The organism is Pseudomonas sp. OE 28.3, from assembly GCF_014268205.2.
In the GTDB taxonomy this organism is placed as follows: domain Bacteria; phylum Pseudomonadota; class Gammaproteobacteria; order Pseudomonadales; family Pseudomonadaceae; genus Aquipseudomonas; species Aquipseudomonas edaphica.
In genome coordinates, this window is sequence record NZ_CP077082.1 from 675,424 (window position 1) to 693,260 (window position 17,837).

Genomic DNA, 17,837 nt, shown 5'->3' on the forward strand with positions numbered 1-17,837 from the left:
GATCGACCCGAGCAGCAGGAAAAAGCGGGAAAAAACGCTGGGCATTAAAGCATTTTCGGCCTGGGGCGTCATTCGTGGCGGCCAAACAAGTCGACCGAATGCACGATTCCCAGCGGCAATCAGGCGGTATGACAGGCAAAGTTTTAGGGAGTTTTATGAGAAAGGGATTTTTCAGGCGCAAAGCCGACACCCTGCTGGGCGTCGACATCAATGACACTGGAATCAAGCTGATTGAACTGGACCACACCGCCGGCGCCTACAGCGTCAAGGCATACGTCGCGCAGGGGCTGCCCGCCAATGCGGTCGTCGATGGCACGTTGTTGGACCTTGAAGGGGTGGGGCAGGCACTGCAGCAGGCATTGTCCCGGTTGCACTCGTCCGTCCGGCAGGCGGCAGTGGCGGTATCGGGGCCATCGGTTATCACGCGGGTGATCGACATGGAGGCGGGGCTCAGTGACGAAGAGATGGCCTGGATGATCCAGATGGAAGCCGATCAGTACATCCCTTACCCACTGGATGACGTCGCCATCGATTTTCAGGTGCGCGGCCCTTTAGCTCAGGACTCGGCGCGGGTCGAGGTGGTGCTGGCTGCGTGCCTGAAGGAGCAGGTCGAGGCCCGCGCAGCGGTTTTGGCCCTGGCCGGGCTGGTTGCGCGGGTGGTGGACGTCGAAGGGTTTGCATTGGAGCGCGCTTGCCGTCAGGATTTCGCCAGCTTCATGCCGGGCCATCGAGTCGATGGCGCACAATGGGCCGTGGATGCCCACGGGATGGGAATTGCTTGCGGGCTGGCCCTGAGGAGTTTCGCTGGATGACACGAATCAATCTTTTGCCTTGGCGCCAGGCGCAGGCAGAACGGCGGCGCAAATACTTCCTGCTATTTCTGCTGGGGTTCGCCGGTGTGGCACTCGCGGCGGTGTGGCTGGCGAACCAGGTCATCGATCAGGCGATCGACCGGCAAGTGACACGCAACAGCCACCTCAACAAAGACGTCGCCATCCAGGACTCGCGCCTCAAGACCATCGATGACTTGCAGGAGCAGAGCCAGCAATTGGCCGCGCGAATGAAGGTCGTACAGGACCTGCACGAATCTCGCTCGGCCGGCGCCCAGCTATTGGACCAACTCGCCCGTGCCGTGCCCGATGGGGTGCACCTGCATGAGGTGGTTGCCAAGGGCAATACGGTGAGTGTCAGTGGCAGTGCCGAGTCCAGCCAGGATATCGCTCAACTGATGCGCCGCCTCGAGGCCTCTGAAGGTGCCCACGCAACCCGACTGCAGCACGTGCGTGCGCAAGGCCAAGGCGGAGGCAACGAATTCCAGTTGATGGTGCGCCAAGGGGAATCCACCGAGGCCCAGCCTTGAGCCTGCCCAGGCTCGACTTTTCCACGCTTTCTCACAACGCTGCCAAATGGCCCCTACCGGCCAAGCTTCTGCTCGGCTGCGCGCTGGGGGGATTGGTGTGGGTGGTGGGCGATGGATGGCTGCTGGCTCCGGCACGTGAACAGTTGCAAGGGTTGCAAGCGCAGACGCTGATGTTGCAACAGCAACTTACGCAAAAGACCAGCCTGGCCGCCGATCTTGAGGTGCGTGCCCATCAGGCCCAGGGAGCCCAGGCGCAGGTTGCCGAGCTGTTGCGGCAGTTGCCCGGCGAATCGGACATGCCGGGCTTGCTCGAAGACATGGCGCGGCTGGCGGCGGCCAACGGTTTGGTGGTCGAAGGTGTCACGGTACTGGATGAACAGACGCAGCCGTACTACATCGAGGAGCCGGCACAAGTCGGTGTGTTGGGTGCCTACCACGACCTGGCGAGCTTCGTGACTGCCCTGGGTGATTTGCCGCGGATCGTCACTGTGCAGGATGTGGTGCTTCGGTCTGAAGGGGCGTTATTGCGCCTTGATTTGCTGGCCAAGACTTACCGTGGCCTGTCCGCGCGCGGCAAGCCTGGAATGGCTGTCGAGCAGGGGGCGCACTTTGTCTATGAGGCAGCGCCCCAGCGTGACCCGTTCCAGCCGCCTGCGGCGCAGGTCGACCATATGCCGGGCCAACCCGCTCTTGCGCCGGACTTGGCGCGCAAGCGCGGCCCACTGGAAGGCCTGGCTGTCGACCAGTTCGAAATGGTCGGCACGCTTTCAATCGATGCAGTGTCGGTCGAAGCACTGCCCCATGGCCTGCAGACATTCGCCCTGCTGCGCACATCTTCTGGCGTGCACCGGCTGGCGGTCGGCGACTACCTGGGGCCTAACCATGGCCGGGTCACGGCCATTCATTCCGGCCACATCGAACTGGTCGAACTGTTCCCGGACGAACAGGGCGCATGGCTTGCGCGTTCGCGAACCCTGGTTTTAAACGTCAACTCATAACGGAATCAAACAATGAAAAGGACTTTCTCGTCCTTCGGTGTGGCGCTATGGATAGCGTTCACGGCACCGATGGCATTTGCTGTGCCCAATCGCGTCGATCTGATCCAGCTGCCGCCTCCTGGCAGCGTGGTTCCCAGTGGCGCCTACAACGGCGACACGCTGACCCTCAACTTCCAGAACATCGAATTGCGCGCCGTGTTGCAGCAAATTGCGGATGTGGCCGGGCTTAATCTGGTGGCCAGTGATGAAGTGCAAGGCTCGATCACTTTGCGGCTCAAGGATGTGCCCTGGGACCAGGCGCTGGATCTGGTGCTGCAAACCAAAGGCTTGGATAAGCGCGTGAAGGCCGGCGTTTTGCTGGTGGCACCCGCCGAAGAATTGGCGGCCCGCGAGCTGCTGGCGCTGGAGTCGCGCAAGCAGATGGAAGAGCTGGCGCCCTTGCGGCGCGAGCTGTTGCAGGTCAATTACGCCAAGGCGGCGGACCTGGCCAAGTTGTTCCAGTCGGTGACAGGCGTTGACGGCTTTACCGATGAGCGCGGCTCGGTGGCGGTGGATGATCGCACCAATAACATCATCGCCTACCAGACCCGCGAGCAAATTGACGAGCTGCGGCGCATCGTGGCGCAGCTGGATGTACCGGTACGCCAAGTGATGATCGAGGCGCGGATTGTCGAGGCTAATGTCGATTACGACAAAAGCCTGGGCGTGCGCTGGGGCGGGCGGCTCAATCGCGGCAACTGGGGCGCGGGCGGTATCAGCAAGCCGTTGGCCGAGGGTGCGGAGCCACCGGAGAATCCGCCCAGCTCGCCGTTTGTCGATATGGGCTCGCTGGCCGGTACGTCTGGCTTGGGCATCGCTTTTATTACCGACAACCTGTTGCTCGACCTGGAACTGACGGCCATGGAAAAAACCGGCAACGGCGAAATCGTCTCACAGCCCAAGGTGGTCACTTCCGACAAGGAAACCGCGCGCATCCTCAAGGGCACCGAGATTCCTTACCAGGAGTCCAGCTCGCGTGGCGCCACCTCAGTGTCGTTCAAGGAGGCCTCGCTGTCGTTGGAGGTGACCCCGCAAATCACCCCGGATGGCTGGGTGATTATGGAGGTCAAGGTTACCAAGGACGAGCCGGACTACCTGAACAAGCTCAACGACGTACCGCCGATCAAGAAAAACGAAGTCAACGCCAAGGTGCGGGTCAAGGATGGCGAGACCATCGTCATTGGCGGGGTTTTCTCCAATACGCAAAGCAAAGTGGTAGATAAAGTGCCATTTTTGGGCGATGTACCGTATCTTGGCCGCCTTTTCCGGCGCGATGTGCTGGCGGAGAAAAAATCCGAGCTGCTGGTATTCCTGACTCCGCGTATTATGAATAACCAGGCGATTGCTGTGAGTCGTTGATTCTGTGCGAAATTTGATTCTTGTAGGACCGATGGGGGCTGGAAAAAGCACCATCGGCCGTTTGCTGGCCAAAGAGCTGCGCCTGCCGTTCAAAGATTCCGACAAGGAAATTGAATTGCGCACGGGTGCCAATATCCCATGGATCTTCGATAAGGAAGGCGAGCTGGGCTTTCGCGACCGCGAGCAGGCGATGATTGCCGAGCTGTGCGGCTGCGATGGCGTGGTATTGGCCACCGGCGGCGGTGCAGTGATGCGCGATGAAAACCGCCGGGCGCTGCATGCCGGTGGTCGCGTGGTTTATTTGCATGCATCGGTCGAGCAGCAGGTGGGGCGTACCGCCCGCGATCGCAATCGCCCATTGCTGCGCACCGCAGACCCGGCAAAAACCTTGCGGGACTTGCTCACGCTGCGCGATCCGCTGTATCGGGAAATCGCCGATCTGGTGGTCGAAACCGATGAGCGGCCGCCTCGAATGGTGGTTCTCGACATTCTTGAGCGTTTGCAGCAATTGCCACCCCGTTAAAGCCAGGCCCGAAATGCGCTATTCTCGGCGGCGCGCCATCATCCTCCGGGGTATGGCGCAGAGCCATCAGGCGACGAAATTCCGAGCGTTGCCGATCGTACATATTTCTTCACGCGGGGACACATGCAGACACTTAAGGTCGATCTAGGCGAGCGCAGCTACCCAATCCATATTGGCGAAGGTTTGTTGGACCTGCCCGAGTTGCTCGCACCGCATATTGCCGGTCGGCAAGTGGCGATCATCTCCAATGAAACGGTCGCGCCGCTGTATCTTGAGCGTCTGAGCCGCAGCCTTGCGGCCTACGCGGTGATTTCGGTGATCCTGCCCGATGGCGAGGCCCACAAGAACTGGGAAACCCTGCAACTGATCTTTGACGGCCTGCTGACTGCACGGCATGACCGACGTACCACGGTGGTCGCCCTGGGCGGCGGCGTGATCGGCGACATGGCCGGCTTTGCCGCAGCGTGCTACCAGCGCGGCGTGGACTTTATCCAGGTGCCGACCACCTTGTTGTCCCAGGTCGATTCGTCGGTGGGCGGCAAGACCGGCATCAACCACCCGCTGGGCAAGAACATGGTGGGTGCGTTCTATCAACCACAAGCCGTGCTGATCGACACCGCGACCCTCAACACCTTGCCGCCGCGCGAGCTGTCGGCCGGTCTGGCAGAGGTCATCAAGTACGGGCTGATTTGTGACGAGCCGTTCCTGACCTGGCTCGAAGAACACATGGACGCCCTGCGTGCCCTGGACCAGGTGGCACTGACCGAAGCGATTTCCCGTTCATGCGCCGCCAAGGCGCTGGTGGTGAATGCCGACGAACGGGAGTCCGGTGTGCGCGCCACCCTGAACCTGGGCCACACCTTCGGCCATGCGATCGAAACGCACATGGGCTATGGTGTGTGGTTGCACGGGGAAGCCGTGGCGGCTGGCACAGTAATGGCACTGGAAATGTCGCAACGCCTGGGCTGGATCAGCGCCCAGGAGCGTGATCGCGGCATCCATCTGTTCCAGCGCGCCGGCTTGCCGGTTATTCCGCCGGAAGAGATGACCGAGGCGGATTTCCTCGAACATATGGCAATCGACAAGAAAGTGATCGACGGTCGCCTGCGACTGGTGCTGCTGCGCCACATGGGTGAAGCGGTAGTGACCGACGATTATCCGAAAGAGATTTTACAGGCCACGCTGGGAGCGGATTACCGCGCCCTGGCCCAGCTTAAAGGTTAATAAGATCCCGATGACTAGTTTGCATGCCGACGAGGCGTTCCTCGGCCACTACCAGTTAAGCCACGACCCTTTTGCTCCACGGGTGCCTGGCTTCAAATTTTTCCCTGCCCAGCGCAAGCCGGTGCTCGGTCAGTTGCACCACCTGGCGCGCTACAGCCAACTGTTGCTGGTTGTGACCGGCCCGTTGGGCAGCGGCAAGACCCTGCTGCGCCAGGCGCTGGTTGCCAGCACCAACAAGCAATCGGTACAGAGCGTGGTGGTATCGGCCCGTGGTGCCGGTGATGCAGCCGGCGTGCTGCGCCAAGTGGCCCAGGCGCTGAACGTTGCCAATGCCGAGCCGAACGCGATCCTCAAGCAGGTTGTGCAGTTGGGCCTCACCGGCCAGGAAGTCTACTTGCTGGTGGACGATGCCGAGCAGCTCGACGAATCCGCCCTGGAAGCGCTGCTGGCGCTGGCGGCGGGTACGCCGGAAGGGCGCCCGCATGTGTTCCTGTTTGGTGAGTCGTCCTTGATCGCCGATCTGGAGCAGATCAGCGGTGAGCAGGAGCTGTTTCACGTCATCGAATTGCAGCCGTACGAAGAGGAAGAAACCCGCGAATACCTGGCTCAACGCCTCGAAGGCGCCGGTGCCGGTATCGAACTTTTCACGGCAAATCAGATCTCTGATATTCACGAAAGCGCAGGCGGCTGGCCTGGCACCATCAACCAGGTTGCCCGCGATGCCTTGATCGAAGCCATGATTGCCAGCCGCTCTGCGGTTAAGCGTCCAAAGATGGGGTTTACTATGCCTAAGAAGCACGTATTGGCGATTTCTGCCGTGGTCGTGGTCGCTGTCGCTGCTGCCTGGTTGATCCCGGGTCGCAGCAAGGCACCCGCCACCGCCGGCGCGCCAACCGAACAGGCGCAGTTGCCACTGGGCAAGCCCACGCCAAATGTCGAATTCGCCAACTCCGGCCAACCGACCAACCTGCCGATGGTCGGCCAGCCAGTCATGCGCGGCCCGCTCGCTGAAGCCGCCGGTGGTATCTCCGAAGGTGACGACGGTGTGCCGGTGGAAGGCTCCAGCGCCACGCCGCCAACCGTAACCACCACCGCACCGCCTGCCGGCGTTCCGGCTGGCCCGGCAGCCGCTCCAGTTGCCAAGCCGACGCCAGCGCCGACCGTTGCCACTGCCAAGCCTGCCCCGGTTGCCAAGCCTGTCGCGCCTGCGCCAGTGGCCAAGCCGGCACCGGCCGCCAAGCCTGCTGAAAAACCTGCCGCTGTTGCCAAGGCCGCTGCCCCTGCCGCCGCCGGCAGCAGCTGGTACACCAGCCAGCCAACCGGTAATTTCGTCGTGCAGATCCTGGGCACCAGCTCCGAAGCCAACGCCCAGGCGTTTGTGAAAGAGCAGGGCGGCCAGTACCGTTATTTCAAGAAAGTGCTCAACGGCAAGCCTCTCTACGTGATCACCTACGGCAGCTTCCCAAGCCGTGCAGCAGCTGATTCCGCTATCAAAGCCTTGCCAGCGAAGGTTCAGGCTGGTAAACCTTGGCCTCGCACTGTTGCCAGCGTTCAACAAGAACTCGCAACAAGTCGCTGAAGATTCGGCGGCCTTACCCAGGCCGCCTCTCCCGGCACCTCAAAATTAAAACCGCAAGTGCGTGCTGCCCTCAAGGCCGCGCGCCCTGCGGTGTCTGCGTCACAGTAGCTTTTGAGTCGTAGCGGTCAGAATTAAAAAAGTTTTGACTAGCACAGCATATCGCTTTAAACCTTTCATAAATGCGACATAGATTTGCGACATTTCGTCGCTAAATTTGTGAGCGTTCGTGTCGGTGTGTACAATGACCTCCCTTTTGCCCCCGCTAAGCCGGCGTACGTTCGGCGTGGAAGGTAACCGGTTGAATTGAAAAGAAATTTGCCTCGATATAAGAGGCAGCCTGGTGAGAAAGTGTCTATGAAAGCAGGTCTGTACCAACCCGATGAATTCAAGGATAACTGCGGTTTCGGCCTGATAGCCCACATGCAGGGCGAGCCCAGTCATACCCTTTTGCAAACGGCCATCGAGGCCCTGACCTGCATGACCCACCGCGGTGGGATCAACGCCGACGGCAAGACCGGTGACGGTTGCGGATTGCTGATTCAAAAACCCGACCAGTTCCTGCGCGCTGTCGCAAAAGAGCAATTTGCTGTCGACCTGCCCAAGCAGTACGCCGTGGGCATGGTGTTTTTCAATCAGGACCCGGTAAAAGCCGAGGCCGCTCGCGAGAACATGAACCGCGAGATCCTGGCTGCTGGCCTGCAACTGGTGGGCTGGCGCAAAGTGCCGATCGACACCAGCGTGCTCGGCCGCCTGGCCCTGGAGCGCCTGCCGCAGATCGAACAAGTGTTCATCGCAGGCGATGGCCTCAGCGATCAGGACATGGCGATCAAGCTGTTTACCTCGCGTCGTCGTTCATCGGTGTCCAACGCCGCCGACACCGACCACTACATCTGCAGCTTTTCGCACAAGACCATCATTTATAAAGGCCTGATGATGCCGGCGGATTTGACCGCCTTCTATCCAGACCTGAGCGACGAGCGCCTGCAAACCGCAATCTGCGTGTTCCACCAGCGCTTCTCCACCAACACCCTGCCAAAATGGCCGCTGGCTCAGCCATTCCGCTTTCTCGCCCACAACGGCGAGATCAACACCATCACCGGCAACCGCAACTGGGCCGTGGCCCGTCGCACCAAGTTCGCCAACGATTTGATGGACCTCGAAGAGCTCGGCCCGCTGGTTAACCGCGTGGGTTCCGACTCCTCCAGCATGGACAACATGCTCGAATTGATGGTCACCGGCGGCATTGACCTGTTCCGTGGCGTGCGCATGATCATTCCGCCTGCGTGGCAGAACGTCGAGACCATGGACCCGGACCTGCGTGCGTTCTACGAGTACAACTCGATGCACATGGAGCCGTGGGACGGCCCGGCCGGCGTGGTGATGACCGACGGCCGCTACGCGGTGTGCCTGCTCGACCGTAACGGCCTGCGCCCGGCGCGTTGGGTGACCACCACCAACGGCTTCATCACCCTGGCGTCGGAAATCGGCGTGTGGGACTACAAGCCTGAAGACGTGATCGCCAAAGGCCGTGTAGGCCCGGGCCAGATCCTGGCCGTGGACACCGAAACCGGGCAGATCCTCGACACCGACGCCATCGACAACCGCTTGAAGTCGCGTCACCCGTACAAGCAATGGCTGCGCAAGAACGCCCTGCGCATCCAGGCGACCATGGAAGACAACGACCACGGTTCGGCTTTCTATGACGTCGACCAGCTCAAGCAGTACATGAAGATGTACCAGGTCACGTTCGAAGAGCGCGACCAAGTGCTGCGCCCGCTCGGTGAGCAAGGCTATGAGGCGGTCGGCTCCATGGGCGATGACACGCCAATGGCCGTGCTGTCCCAGCGCGTGCGCACGCCGTATGACTATTTCCGCCAGCAGTTCGCCCAGGTGACCAACCCGCCGATCGACCCGCTGCGTGAAGCCATCGTGATGTCGCTGGAAGTGTGCCTCGGTGCCGAGCGCAACATCTTCCAGGAGTCGCCTGAGCACGCCTCCCGTGTGATCCTCAGCTCGCCGGTCATTTCCCCGGCCAAATGGCGCTCGTTGATGACCCTGGAGCGTCCAGGTTTCGACCGCCAGATCATCGACCTGAACTACGACGAGAGCCTCGGCCTTGAAGCCGCTGTGCGCAACGTCGCCGATCAGGCCGAAGAGGCTGTGCGCGCCGGTCGTACCCAGATCGTGCTGACCGACCGTCACATCGCGCCAGGCAAGCTGCCGATCCACGCCTCCTTGGCCACCGGCGCGGTGCACCATCGCCTGACCGAAAAAGGCCTGCGTTGCGACTCCAACATCCTCGTGGAAACGGCTACTGCCCGCGACCCGCATCACTTCGCAGTGTTGATCGGTTTCGGCGCCTCGGCGGTTTACCCGTTCCTGGCCTACGAAGTGCTGGGTGATTTGATCCGTACCGGTGAAGTACTGGGCGACCTCTATGAGGTGTTCAAGAACTACCGTAAGGGCATCACCAAGGGCTTGCTGAAGATCCTGTCGAAGATGGGCATCTCCACCGTCACGTCTTACCGTGGCGCACAGCTGTTCGAAGCCATCGGCCTGTCCGAAGAGGTTTGCGAGCTGAGCTTCCGTGGTGTGCCAAGCCGTATCAAGGGCGCACGTTTCGTCGATATCGAAGCCGAACAGAAAGCTCTGGCAGCCGAAGCCTGGAGCGCGCGCAAGCCGATCCAGCAAGGCGGCCTGCTGAAGTTCGTACACGGTGGCGAATACCACGCGTACAACCCGGACGTGGTCAACACCCTGCAAGCCGCCGTGCAGCAGGGCGACTACGCCAAGTTCAAGGAATACACCGCGCTGGTGGATAACCGCCCGGTGTCGATGATCCGTGACCTGTTCAAGGTGAAAACCCTGGACACGCCGCTGGCCATCAGTGAAATCGAGCCATTGGAATCGATCCTCAAGCGCTTCGACTCCGCCGGTATCTCTTTGGGCGCCTTGTCGCCCGAGGCTCACGAAGCCCTGGCCGAAGCCATGAACCGCCTGGGTGCGCGTTCCAACTCCGGCGAAGGCGGCGAAGACCCGGCGCGCTACGGCACCATCAAGAGCTCGAAAATCAAGCAAGTGGCGACGGGTCGTTTCGGTGTAACGCCGGAATACCTGGTCAACGCCGAAGTGCTGCAGATCAAAGTCGCCCAGGGCGCCAAGCCCGGCGAAGGCGGCCAGCTGCCAGGCGGCAAGGTCAACGGTCTGATCGCCAAGCTGCGTTACGCAGTGCCGGGCGTCACCCTGATTTCGCCGCCGCCGCACCACGACATCTATTCGATTGAAGACTTGTCGCAGCTGATTTTCGACTTGAAACAAGTCAACCCGCAGGCATTGGTTTCGGTGAAACTGGTAGCAGAAGCTGGCGTCGGCACCATCGCCGCTGGTGTGGCCAAGGCCTATGCCGACCTGATCACCATCTCCGGCTATGACGGCGGCACCGGCGCTTCGCCGCTGACTTCCATCAAGTACGCTGGCGCACCGTGGGAACTCGGCCTGGCTGAAACCCACCAGACCCTGCGCGGCAACGACCTGCGCGGCAAGGTGCGGGTGCAGACCGATGGCGGCCTGAAAACCGGCCTCGACGTGATCAAGGCCGCGATCCTTGGCGCCGAAAGCTTCGGCTTCGGTACTGCGCCAATGATCGCCCTGGGCTGCAAATACCTGCGCATCTGCCACCTGAACAACTGCGCCACCGGCGTCGCCACTCAGAACGAGAAGCTGCGCAAGGATCACTACATCGGCACCGTCGACATGGTGGTGAACTTCTTCACCTACGTCGCCGAAGAAACCCGTGAGTGGCTGGCCAAGCTGGGCGTGCGTTCGCTGGAAGAGCTGATCGGCCGTACCGACCTGCTCGACATCCTCGAAGGCCAGACCGCCAAGCAGAACCATCTGGACCTGACGCCGCTGTTGGGCAGCGATCACATCCCGGCAGACAAGCCACAATTCTGCCAAGTGGACCGCAACCCGCCGTTCGACAAGGGCCTGCTGGCCGAGAAGATGGTCGAAATGGCCAGTTCCTCGATCAATGACGCCAGCGGTGGCGACTTTGCCCTGGATATCTGCAACTGCGACCGCTCGATCGGCGCACGCATCTCCGGCGAAATCGCGCGCAAGCACGGCAACCAAGGCATGGCGAAAGCGCCGATCACCTTCCGCTTCAACGGCACAGCCGGCCAGAGCTTTGGCGTGTGGAACGCCGGCGGCCTGCACATGTACCTCGAAGGTGACGCCAACGACTACGTGGGCAAGGGCATGACCGGCGGCAAGCTGGTGATCGTTCCGCCTAAAGGCAGCATCTACAAGACTCAGGACAGTGCCATCATCGGCAACACCTGCTTGTACGGTGCCACCGGTGGCAAGCTGTTCGCTGCCGGTACTGCCGGTGAGCGTTTCGCCGTGCGTAACTCCGGTGCCCACACCGTGGTGGAAGGCACTGGCGATCACTGCTGCGAGTACATGACCGGTGGCTTTGTCGCGGTACTGGGCAAGACCGGTTACAACTTCGGCTCGGGCATGACCGGCGGTTTCGCCTACGTGCTTGACCAGGACAACACCTTCGTCGACAAGGTCAACCACGAGTTGGTCGAGATCCAGCGGATCAGCGGCGAAGCCATGGAGTCCTACCGGAACCACTTGCAGCACGTGCTGGACGAGTACGTCGAGGAGACCGGCAGCGAATGGGGCCGTAACCTCGCCGAAAACCTCGATGATTACCTGCGTCGTTTCTGGCTGGTCAAGCCCAAGGCTGCCAACCTGAAATCGTTGCTTTCCAGCATCCGTGCCAACCCGCAGTGATATGCGCCTGAAGAGTTTGATGAGGTTTTAACATGGCTGAACGTCTGAATAACGACTTCCAGTTCATCGATGTCGGGCGCAAAGATCCGAAGAAGAAACTGTTGCGTCAACGCAAGAAAGAGTTCGTGGAAATCTACGAACCCTTCAAACCCCAGCACTCGGCCGACCAGGCCCACCGCTGCCTGGGTTGCGGTAACCCGTATTGCGAATGGAAGTGCCCGGTGCACAACTTCATTCCCAACTGGCTCAAGCTGGTGGCCGAGGGCAACATCCTCGCTGCCGCCGAGCTGTCGCACCAGACCAACACCCTGCCGGAAGTCTGCGGCAGGGTGTGCCCGCAGGACCGTCTGTGCGAGGGTGCCTGCACCCTTAACGACGGCTTCGGCGCGGTGACCATCGGTTCGGTGGAGAAGTACATCACCGACACCGCGTTCGCCATGGGTTGGCGCCCGGACATGTCCAAGGTCAAGCCGACCGGCAAGCGCGTTGCGATCATCGGCGCAGGCCCGGCGGGCCTGGGCTGTGCCGACGTGCTGGTGCGCGGCGGTGTGACCCCGGTGGTGTTCGACAAGAACCCGGAAATCGGCGGCCTGCTGACCTTCGGTATTCCCGAGTTCAAGCTGGAAAAAACCGTGCTGAGCCACCGTCGTGAAGTCTTCACCGGCATGGGTATCGAGTTCCGTCTCAATACCGAAATCGGCAAAGACATCACCATGGAGCAACTGCTCGCCGAATACGATGCCGTGTTCATGGGCATGGGCACCTACACCTACATGAAGGGCGGCTTTGCCGGTGAGGACCTGCCGGGCGTGTATGACGCGCTCGACTTCCTGATCGCCAACGTCAACCGCAACCTGGGCTTTGAAAAGTCGCCGGAAGATTTCGTCGACATGAAAGGCAAGAAGGTCGTGGTACTGGGCGGTGGTGACACCGCGATGGACTGCAACCGCACCTCGATCCGCCAGGGCGCCAAGTCGGTGACCTGTGCTTATCGTCGTGACGAAGCCAACATGCCCGGTTCGCGCAAAGAGGTGAAGAACGCCAAGGAAGAAGGCGTGAAGTTCCTCTACAACCGCCAGCCGATCGCCATCGTCGGTGAAGACCGTGTTGAAGGTGTGAAGGTGGTCGAGACCCGTCTCGGCGAGCCGGACGCCCGTGGCCGTCGCAGCCCCGAGCCGATCCCGGGTTCCGAAGAAATCATCCCGGCTGATGCCGTGGTTATCGCCTTCGGTTTCCGTCCAAGCCCGGCGCCGTGGTTCGAGCAGTTCGAAATCCAGACCGACAGCCAGGGCCGCGTGGTAGCCCCGGAACAAGGCCAGTACAAGCACCAGACCAGCAACCCGAAAATCTTCGCCGGTGGCGATATGGTGCGCGGCTCTGACCTGGTAGTGACCGCGATCTTCGAAGGCCGCAACGCCGCCGAAGGCATCCTGGATTACCTGCAAGTTTGAGTTGAAACACGGTCAACGGTGGGAGCTGGCTTGCCTGCGATAGCGATAGTGAATTCACCACCGCCATCGCAGGCAAGCCAGCTCCCACACAAACCCCATTCCAGATAGGGTTTGGTGGTGTCTGTCATACCGCAAGACACCGCGACAAATTGACCTGATAGACAAAAGGCACGGCTCACTCCGTGCCTTTTGCGTCGCGCTCTGAGAAAATGCCCGCACTTTTTTTGCGGATGCCGACATGACTGCCCTCAAGAACGACCGTTTCCTTCGTGCCCTGCTCAAGCAACCCGTAGACGTCACGCCCGTGTGGATGATGCGTCAAGCCGGTCGCTACCTGCCGGAATACCGCGCCAGTCGCGCCAATGCCGGCGACTTCATGAGCCTGTGCATGAACCCGGAGTTCGCCTGCGAAGTCACGATGCAGCCGCTGGACCGCTACCCACAACTGGATGCGGCCATCCTCTTCTCCGACATCCTCACCATCCCTGATGCCATGGGCCAAGGCCTGTATTTTGAAACCGGTGAAGGCCCGCGTTTCAAGAAAGTCGTCAGCACCCTGGCCGACATCGAAGCCTTGCCGATCCCGGACCCGCACAAAGACCTCGGTTACGTGATGGACGCCGTGAGCACCATCCGCCGCGAGCTTAACGGCCGCGTGCCGTTGATCGGCTTCTCCGGCAGCCCGTGGACCCTGGCTACCTATATGGTCGAAGGCGGCTCGTCGAAAGACTTCCGCAAGACCAAGGCCATGCTCTACGACAACCCGCAAGCCATGCACCTGTTGCTGGACAAGCTGGCGCAGTCGGTTACCAGTTATCTCAACGGCCAGATCATGGCCGGCGCGCAAGCAGTGCAGATCTTCGACACCTGGGGCGGCAACCTGTCGTCGGCGGCGTATCAGGAGTTCTCCCTGGCTTACATGCGCAAAATCGTCAGCGGCCTGATCCGCGAACACGAAGGTCGCAAAGTGCCGGTGATCATGTTCACCAAAGGCGGCGGCCTGTGGCTGGAAAGCATTGCTGATGCGGGCGCCGATGCACTGGGCCTGGACTGGACCTGCGACCTCGGCGAAGCCCGCCGTCGCGTCGGCAACCAGGTGGCGCTGCAAGGCAACATGGACCCAACCGTGCTGTACGCCAAACCGGAAGCGATCCGCACCGAAGTCGGCCGCATCCTGGCCAGCTATGGCAAGGGCAGCGGCCACGTGTTCAACCTCGGCCATGGCATTACGCCGGAAGTGAACCCCGAGCACGCTGGCGCGTTCTTGCGCGCAGTGCATGAGCTGTCGGCGCAATACCACGAATAAAACGCAAACCTAATGTGGGAGCTGGCTTGTCGAATCGTCGCACCGCTGCGATAGCAGTAGTGAATTCACTATTGCTATCGCAGGCAAGCCAGCTCCCACATTAAAAGCAGGACCGCGTCAGGTTTTTACATTCCCCAGCGGCGGCAACTTCGCCAGCTTCAGCGCCACCAGCAGCGCACCCATCAGCAACGCCACGATAAACCCGCCAATTCCGTTCCACCCGGCAAAGTGCCAGAAGAACCCGCCCGCCGTCCCCGCGATACTCGACCCCACGTAGTAGCAGAACAGGTACAGCGACGACGCCTGCCCTTTGGCCTTCACCGCTCGCCGCCCAATCCAGCTGCTGGCTACCGAATGCGCGCCGAAGAAGCCGAAGGTGAAGATCAGCATGCCCGGCACCACCAGCCACAGCGGCGTGAACAGGGTCAGCAGCATCCCCGACAGCATCAAGACGATGGTGCCCCACAGTACGCGACGGCGGCCGAGACGGTCAGCCAGAGAGCCGATTTTCGCCGAGCTGTAGATGCCTGACAGGTACACCAGCGACAACAGGCCAACCACCGCCTGGCTAAGTTCGTAGGGCGAGGCCAACAGGCGATAGCCGATGTAGTTGAACATCGTCACGAATGCGCCCATCAACAGGAAGGCCTCGAGGAACAGCCACGGCAGGCCCGCGTCCTTGAAGTGCATGACAAAACCGTTCACCAGGTTACGCGGCTTCAGGCTGCTGGCGCGGAAGTTGCGCGATTCAGGCAGGATTTTCCAGAACACCGTGGCTGCGATCAGCGCCAGCGCGCCGATGATCAGCATCGCGGTGTGCCAGCTGACAAAGTCGATCAACACGCCGATGATCAGACGCCCGCTCATGCCGCCAATCGCGTTGCCGCCGATGTACAAGCCCATGGCCAGGCCAATGTGCTGAGGGTGGATCTCTTCGCTCAGGTAAGTCATCGCCACGGCGGCCAGGCCGCTTAGCGACAAGCCCACCAGCGCACGCATCAGCAGAATGCCTTCCCAGGTCGGCATCAAGCCGCTGGCGATGGTCGCCAGCGCGGCACAGAACAGGGCTGAAACCATCACCGGCTTGCGCCCCAAGCGGTCGGAAATCGGTCCGGTAATCAGCAGGCCCAGCGCCAGCATCGCCGTGGCGACCGAGAGGATCAGGCTGCTTTGCGCCGCATTGATGGAAAACTCGTGGGATAACGCCGGCATCATCGGTTGCACGCAGTACAGCAGGGCAAAGGTGGCAAACCCGCCGGAGAACAGCGCGAGCACCGTGCGCATGAACATCGGCGTGCCTTTTTCGATGTACGCGTCATTGAGCTGGGCGACCACCTCATCCAAGGCGGTAGGCGGGACTTCTTGAGCGAATGGCGCGACAGCAGATTTCACGGGGACCTCGGGGAGGAAAAGCCTGCCAGGACTGGCAATACGAAAAAGAATATAGCTGCCTAATGATTCTTTCCAATATATTGTTCGACCTGTTTAAGAGCTTTTACGACCTAATGAGGTTTGCATGGAATTGCGTCACTTGCGGTACTTCATTGCCGTCGCCGAAGAGCTGCATTTTGGCCGCGCCGCGCAGGTGCTGGGCATCTCTCAACCGCCGTTGAGCCAGCAGATCCAGGCGCTGGAACAGGAAGTCGGCGCACGCTTGTTTGAGCGCACCAATCGTCGGGTTGAGCTGAGCGAGGCCGGCCGATTGTTCCTGCACGAGGCGCGTTTGGTGTTGGCGCAGGTGGATAAAGCCGCCGACGTTGCCCGCCGCGCGCAATTGGGGGAGTTAGGCGAACTGAAGATCGGCTTCACCTCGTCGGCGCCATTCAACGCCAGCATTCCACAGGCGATCTTTGCGTTTCGTAAAGCCTTCCCTGCGGTGCACCTGAATTTGCAGGAAATGAGCAGCACCGAGGTGGCCGAGTCGCTGGTGGATGAGTCGATTCAGGTGGGCCTGATGCGCCCGCTGCCGTTGCCGGATTCTCTAAGCGTGATCGAGTTGATGCGCGAGCCGTTGGTTGCGGTATTGAACGCTGGCCATCCGTTGGTGGAAGGCAGCGAGCGCGGCCTGCACCTGGCGCAACTGGTCGAGGAGCCGTTTGTATTTTTCCCGCGCACCTACGGCAGCGGCCTCTACGCTCAGCTGCTCAACCTGGCCCGCGATGCCGGCTTCAGCCCGCACTTCGCCCAGGAAGCTGGAGAAGCGATGACCATCATCGGCCTGGTGGCGGCGGGGTTGGGGGTGTCGGTGCTGCCGGCGTCTTACCAGCGCATCCGCATTGATGGCGTGGTCTATCGCACCTTGCTCGATCGGGAGGCCGTGACGGCGGTGTGGCTGGTGCAACGCAAGGGTGCGCAAACGCCAATGGCCAAGGCCTTTGTGGAGCTGCTGACGCGCCAGGCGATCTTATAGTCGAACACGGTCAAAAGTGGGAGCTGGCTTGCCTGCGATGCAGGCGCCTCGGTTTATCAGAAAAACTGAGGTGATCCCATCGCAGCATAGGTATCTACACAACCGGTTAACACGAAGTCTGTGGCAGGTGGGCTGTTGTGGCGAGCAGGCTTGTCCTGCGTTGGGCTGCGAAGCGGCCCCAGTACAGGCACTGCAATTTTCCTGAAAGAACTCAGCGACTGGGTTTGGGGCTGCTTCGCAGCCCAACGCAGGACAAGCCTGCTCGCCACAGGAGAAATAGGGTGCTTTTAAAAGTTGTGTAGATACCTATGCCCATCGCAGGCAAGCCAGCTCCCACATTTGGATGCGAAAGCCTCAGTTCTGCTTTAAGGCCTCCACGCCATTGATACCCGCACTCTGCAAGCCCGCCATGATGTCGCGATCCAGCATGCTCACCCAGCGGTTGTAGTTGCGATGGATCTTGCCGTCCTTGTAGCCCAGGTCGCGGCTGTCGCGGTAGGTGATGGCGTAGCTGGTGCGGGTGTAGCGGATATCGATTTCGGCGTGGAATTGGTTGCGCACAGTGATTTCGGCCTGCACCAGTTGCGGGCTCAGGCGTTGCACGGTCCATTCGCGTTTTTGCAGGGCCGCGACGATCACCTGTTTGATTTTTTCTTCGCTGAGCTGGGCCGTGACCGGCAAATCGTGCTGGGTGTTTAGCACGGGTTTGTTGGTGCAACCGGCGGTGGTCAGCAAAGCCAGAGTGATCAGGGTGGCGCGTAGCAAGGAAGACATTCCGTTTTCTCCAG

Annotated in this window: 13 protein-coding genes; 11 read left to right on the forward strand and 2 right to left on the reverse strand. The window is 60.9% G+C overall.

Going from position 1 to position 17,837, the window contains the following annotated elements; translation table 11 throughout:
- Positions 1-155: 155 nt before the first annotated feature.
- The 10 genes from pilM (at position 156) to hemE (ending at position 14,639) form a co-directional block, all read left to right on the forward strand.
- A complete protein-coding gene (pilM, locus tag HU759_RS02960) occupies positions 156-812 on the forward strand; it encodes a type IV pilus assembly protein PilM (RefSeq protein ID WP_099548046.1) in 657 nt (218 codons plus the stop codon).
- Positions 809-1,360: a PilN domain-containing protein gene (locus HU759_RS02965; RefSeq protein WP_170039053.1), complete on the forward strand. Its 552-nt coding sequence runs from the start codon at positions 809-811 to the stop codon at positions 1,358-1,360. Before pilM ends, HU759_RS02965 begins: the two co-directional genes overlap by 4 nt.
- Entirely contained in the window at positions 1,357-2,358 is a 1,002-nt protein-coding gene (locus HU759_RS02970; protein WP_186618465.1) for a pilus assembly protein PilP, read from the forward strand. The genes HU759_RS02965 and HU759_RS02970 overlap by 4 nt, the downstream gene beginning before the upstream one ends.
- 69 nt (positions 2,359-2,427) lie before the next feature.
- Entirely contained in the window at positions 2,428-3,756 is a 1,329-nt protein-coding gene (locus tag HU759_RS02975) for a type IV pilus secretin PilQ family protein (RefSeq protein ID WP_017138568.1), read from the forward strand.
- Positions 3,757-3,760: 4 nt separating this feature from the next.
- Positions 3,761-4,279 (forward strand): shikimate kinase AroK, encoded by a 519-nt coding sequence (aroK, locus tag HU759_RS02980; protein ID WP_017138567.1) that lies wholly within the window; start codon positions 3,761-3,763, stop codon positions 4,277-4,279.
- A 123-nt stretch (positions 4,280-4,402) separates the two neighbouring features.
- Positions 4,403-5,503, forward strand: a complete 1,101-nt coding sequence (aroB, locus tag HU759_RS02985; RefSeq protein WP_186618467.1) for a 3-dehydroquinate synthase — start codon at positions 4,403-4,405, stop codon at positions 5,501-5,503.
- A gap of 10 nt (positions 5,504-5,513) precedes the next feature.
- On the forward strand, positions 5,514-7,082 hold the full coding sequence (locus HU759_RS02990; protein ID WP_017138565.1) for an AAA family ATPase: 1,569 nt from the start codon (positions 5,514-5,516) through the stop codon (positions 7,080-7,082).
- 354 nt (positions 7,083-7,436) lie between these two features.
- Positions 7,437-11,882, forward strand: a complete 4,446-nt coding sequence (gltB, locus tag HU759_RS02995) for a glutamate synthase large subunit (RefSeq protein ID WP_169986593.1) — start codon at positions 7,437-7,439, stop codon at positions 11,880-11,882.
- A gap of 32 nt (positions 11,883-11,914) precedes the next feature.
- Entirely contained in the window at positions 11,915-13,333 is a 1,419-nt protein-coding gene (locus HU759_RS03000; RefSeq protein ID WP_003187920.1) for an FAD-dependent oxidoreductase, read from the forward strand.
- A 238-nt stretch (positions 13,334-13,571) separates the two neighbouring features.
- The gene (hemE, locus tag HU759_RS03005) at positions 13,572-14,639 is read left to right on the forward strand and encodes a uroporphyrinogen decarboxylase (RefSeq protein ID WP_034117349.1); all 1,068 of its coding nucleotides are present in this window, start codon (positions 13,572-13,574) and stop codon (positions 14,637-14,639) included.
- A gap of 117 nt (positions 14,640-14,756) precedes the next feature.
- On the opposite strand, the gene HU759_RS03010 is transcribed toward hemE, so the two are convergent.
- Complete coding sequence (locus tag HU759_RS03010; RefSeq protein ID WP_186618469.1) at positions 14,757-16,031, reverse strand: MFS transporter; 1,275 nt, start codon at positions 16,029-16,031, stop codon at positions 14,757-14,759.
- 124 nt (positions 16,032-16,155) lie between these two features.
- Between HU759_RS03010 and HU759_RS03015 the strand changes: the two genes are divergently transcribed.
- The gene (locus HU759_RS03015; RefSeq protein ID WP_186618471.1) at positions 16,156-17,049 is read left to right on the forward strand and encodes a LysR family transcriptional regulator; all 894 of its coding nucleotides are present in this window, start codon (positions 16,156-16,158) and stop codon (positions 17,047-17,049) included.
- A gap of 354 nt (positions 17,050-17,403) precedes the next feature.
- On the opposite strand, the gene HU759_RS03020 is transcribed toward HU759_RS03015, so the two are convergent.
- On the reverse strand, positions 17,404-17,823 hold the full coding sequence (locus tag HU759_RS03020) for a hypothetical protein (RefSeq protein WP_017138558.1): 420 nt from the start codon (positions 17,821-17,823) through the stop codon (positions 17,404-17,406).
- Between the last annotated feature and the right edge of the window lie 14 nt (positions 17,824-17,837).

Coding starts and splice junctions, on each gene's coding strand:
- hemE (WP_034117349.1), top strand. CDS start 13,572: ATGACTGCCCTCAAGAACGACCGTTTCCTTCGTGCCCTGCTCAAGCAA.
- gltB (WP_169986593.1), top strand. CDS start 7,437: ATGAAAGCAGGTCTGTACCAACCCGATGAATTCAAGGATAACTGCGGT.
- HU759_RS03020 (WP_017138558.1), bottom strand. CDS start 17,823: ATGTCTTCCTTGCTACGCGCCACCCTGATCACTCTGGCTTTGCTGACC.
- HU759_RS02990 (WP_017138565.1), top strand. CDS start 5,514: ATGACTAGTTTGCATGCCGACGAGGCGTTCCTCGGCCACTACCAGTTA.
- HU759_RS02965 (WP_170039053.1), top strand. CDS start 809: ATGACACGAATCAATCTTTTGCCTTGGCGCCAGGCGCAGGCAGAACGG.
- pilM (WP_099548046.1), top strand. CDS start 156: ATGAGAAAGGGATTTTTCAGGCGCAAAGCCGACACCCTGCTGGGCGTC.
- aroB (WP_186618467.1), top strand. CDS start 4,403: ATGCAGACACTTAAGGTCGATCTAGGCGAGCGCAGCTACCCAATCCAT.
- HU759_RS02975 (WP_017138568.1), top strand. CDS start 2,428: ATGGCATTTGCTGTGCCCAATCGCGTCGATCTGATCCAGCTGCCGCCT.
- HU759_RS03000 (WP_003187920.1), top strand. CDS start 11,915: ATGGCTGAACGTCTGAATAACGACTTCCAGTTCATCGATGTCGGGCGC.
- HU759_RS03015 (WP_186618471.1), top strand. CDS start 16,156: ATGGAATTGCGTCACTTGCGGTACTTCATTGCCGTCGCCGAAGAGCTG.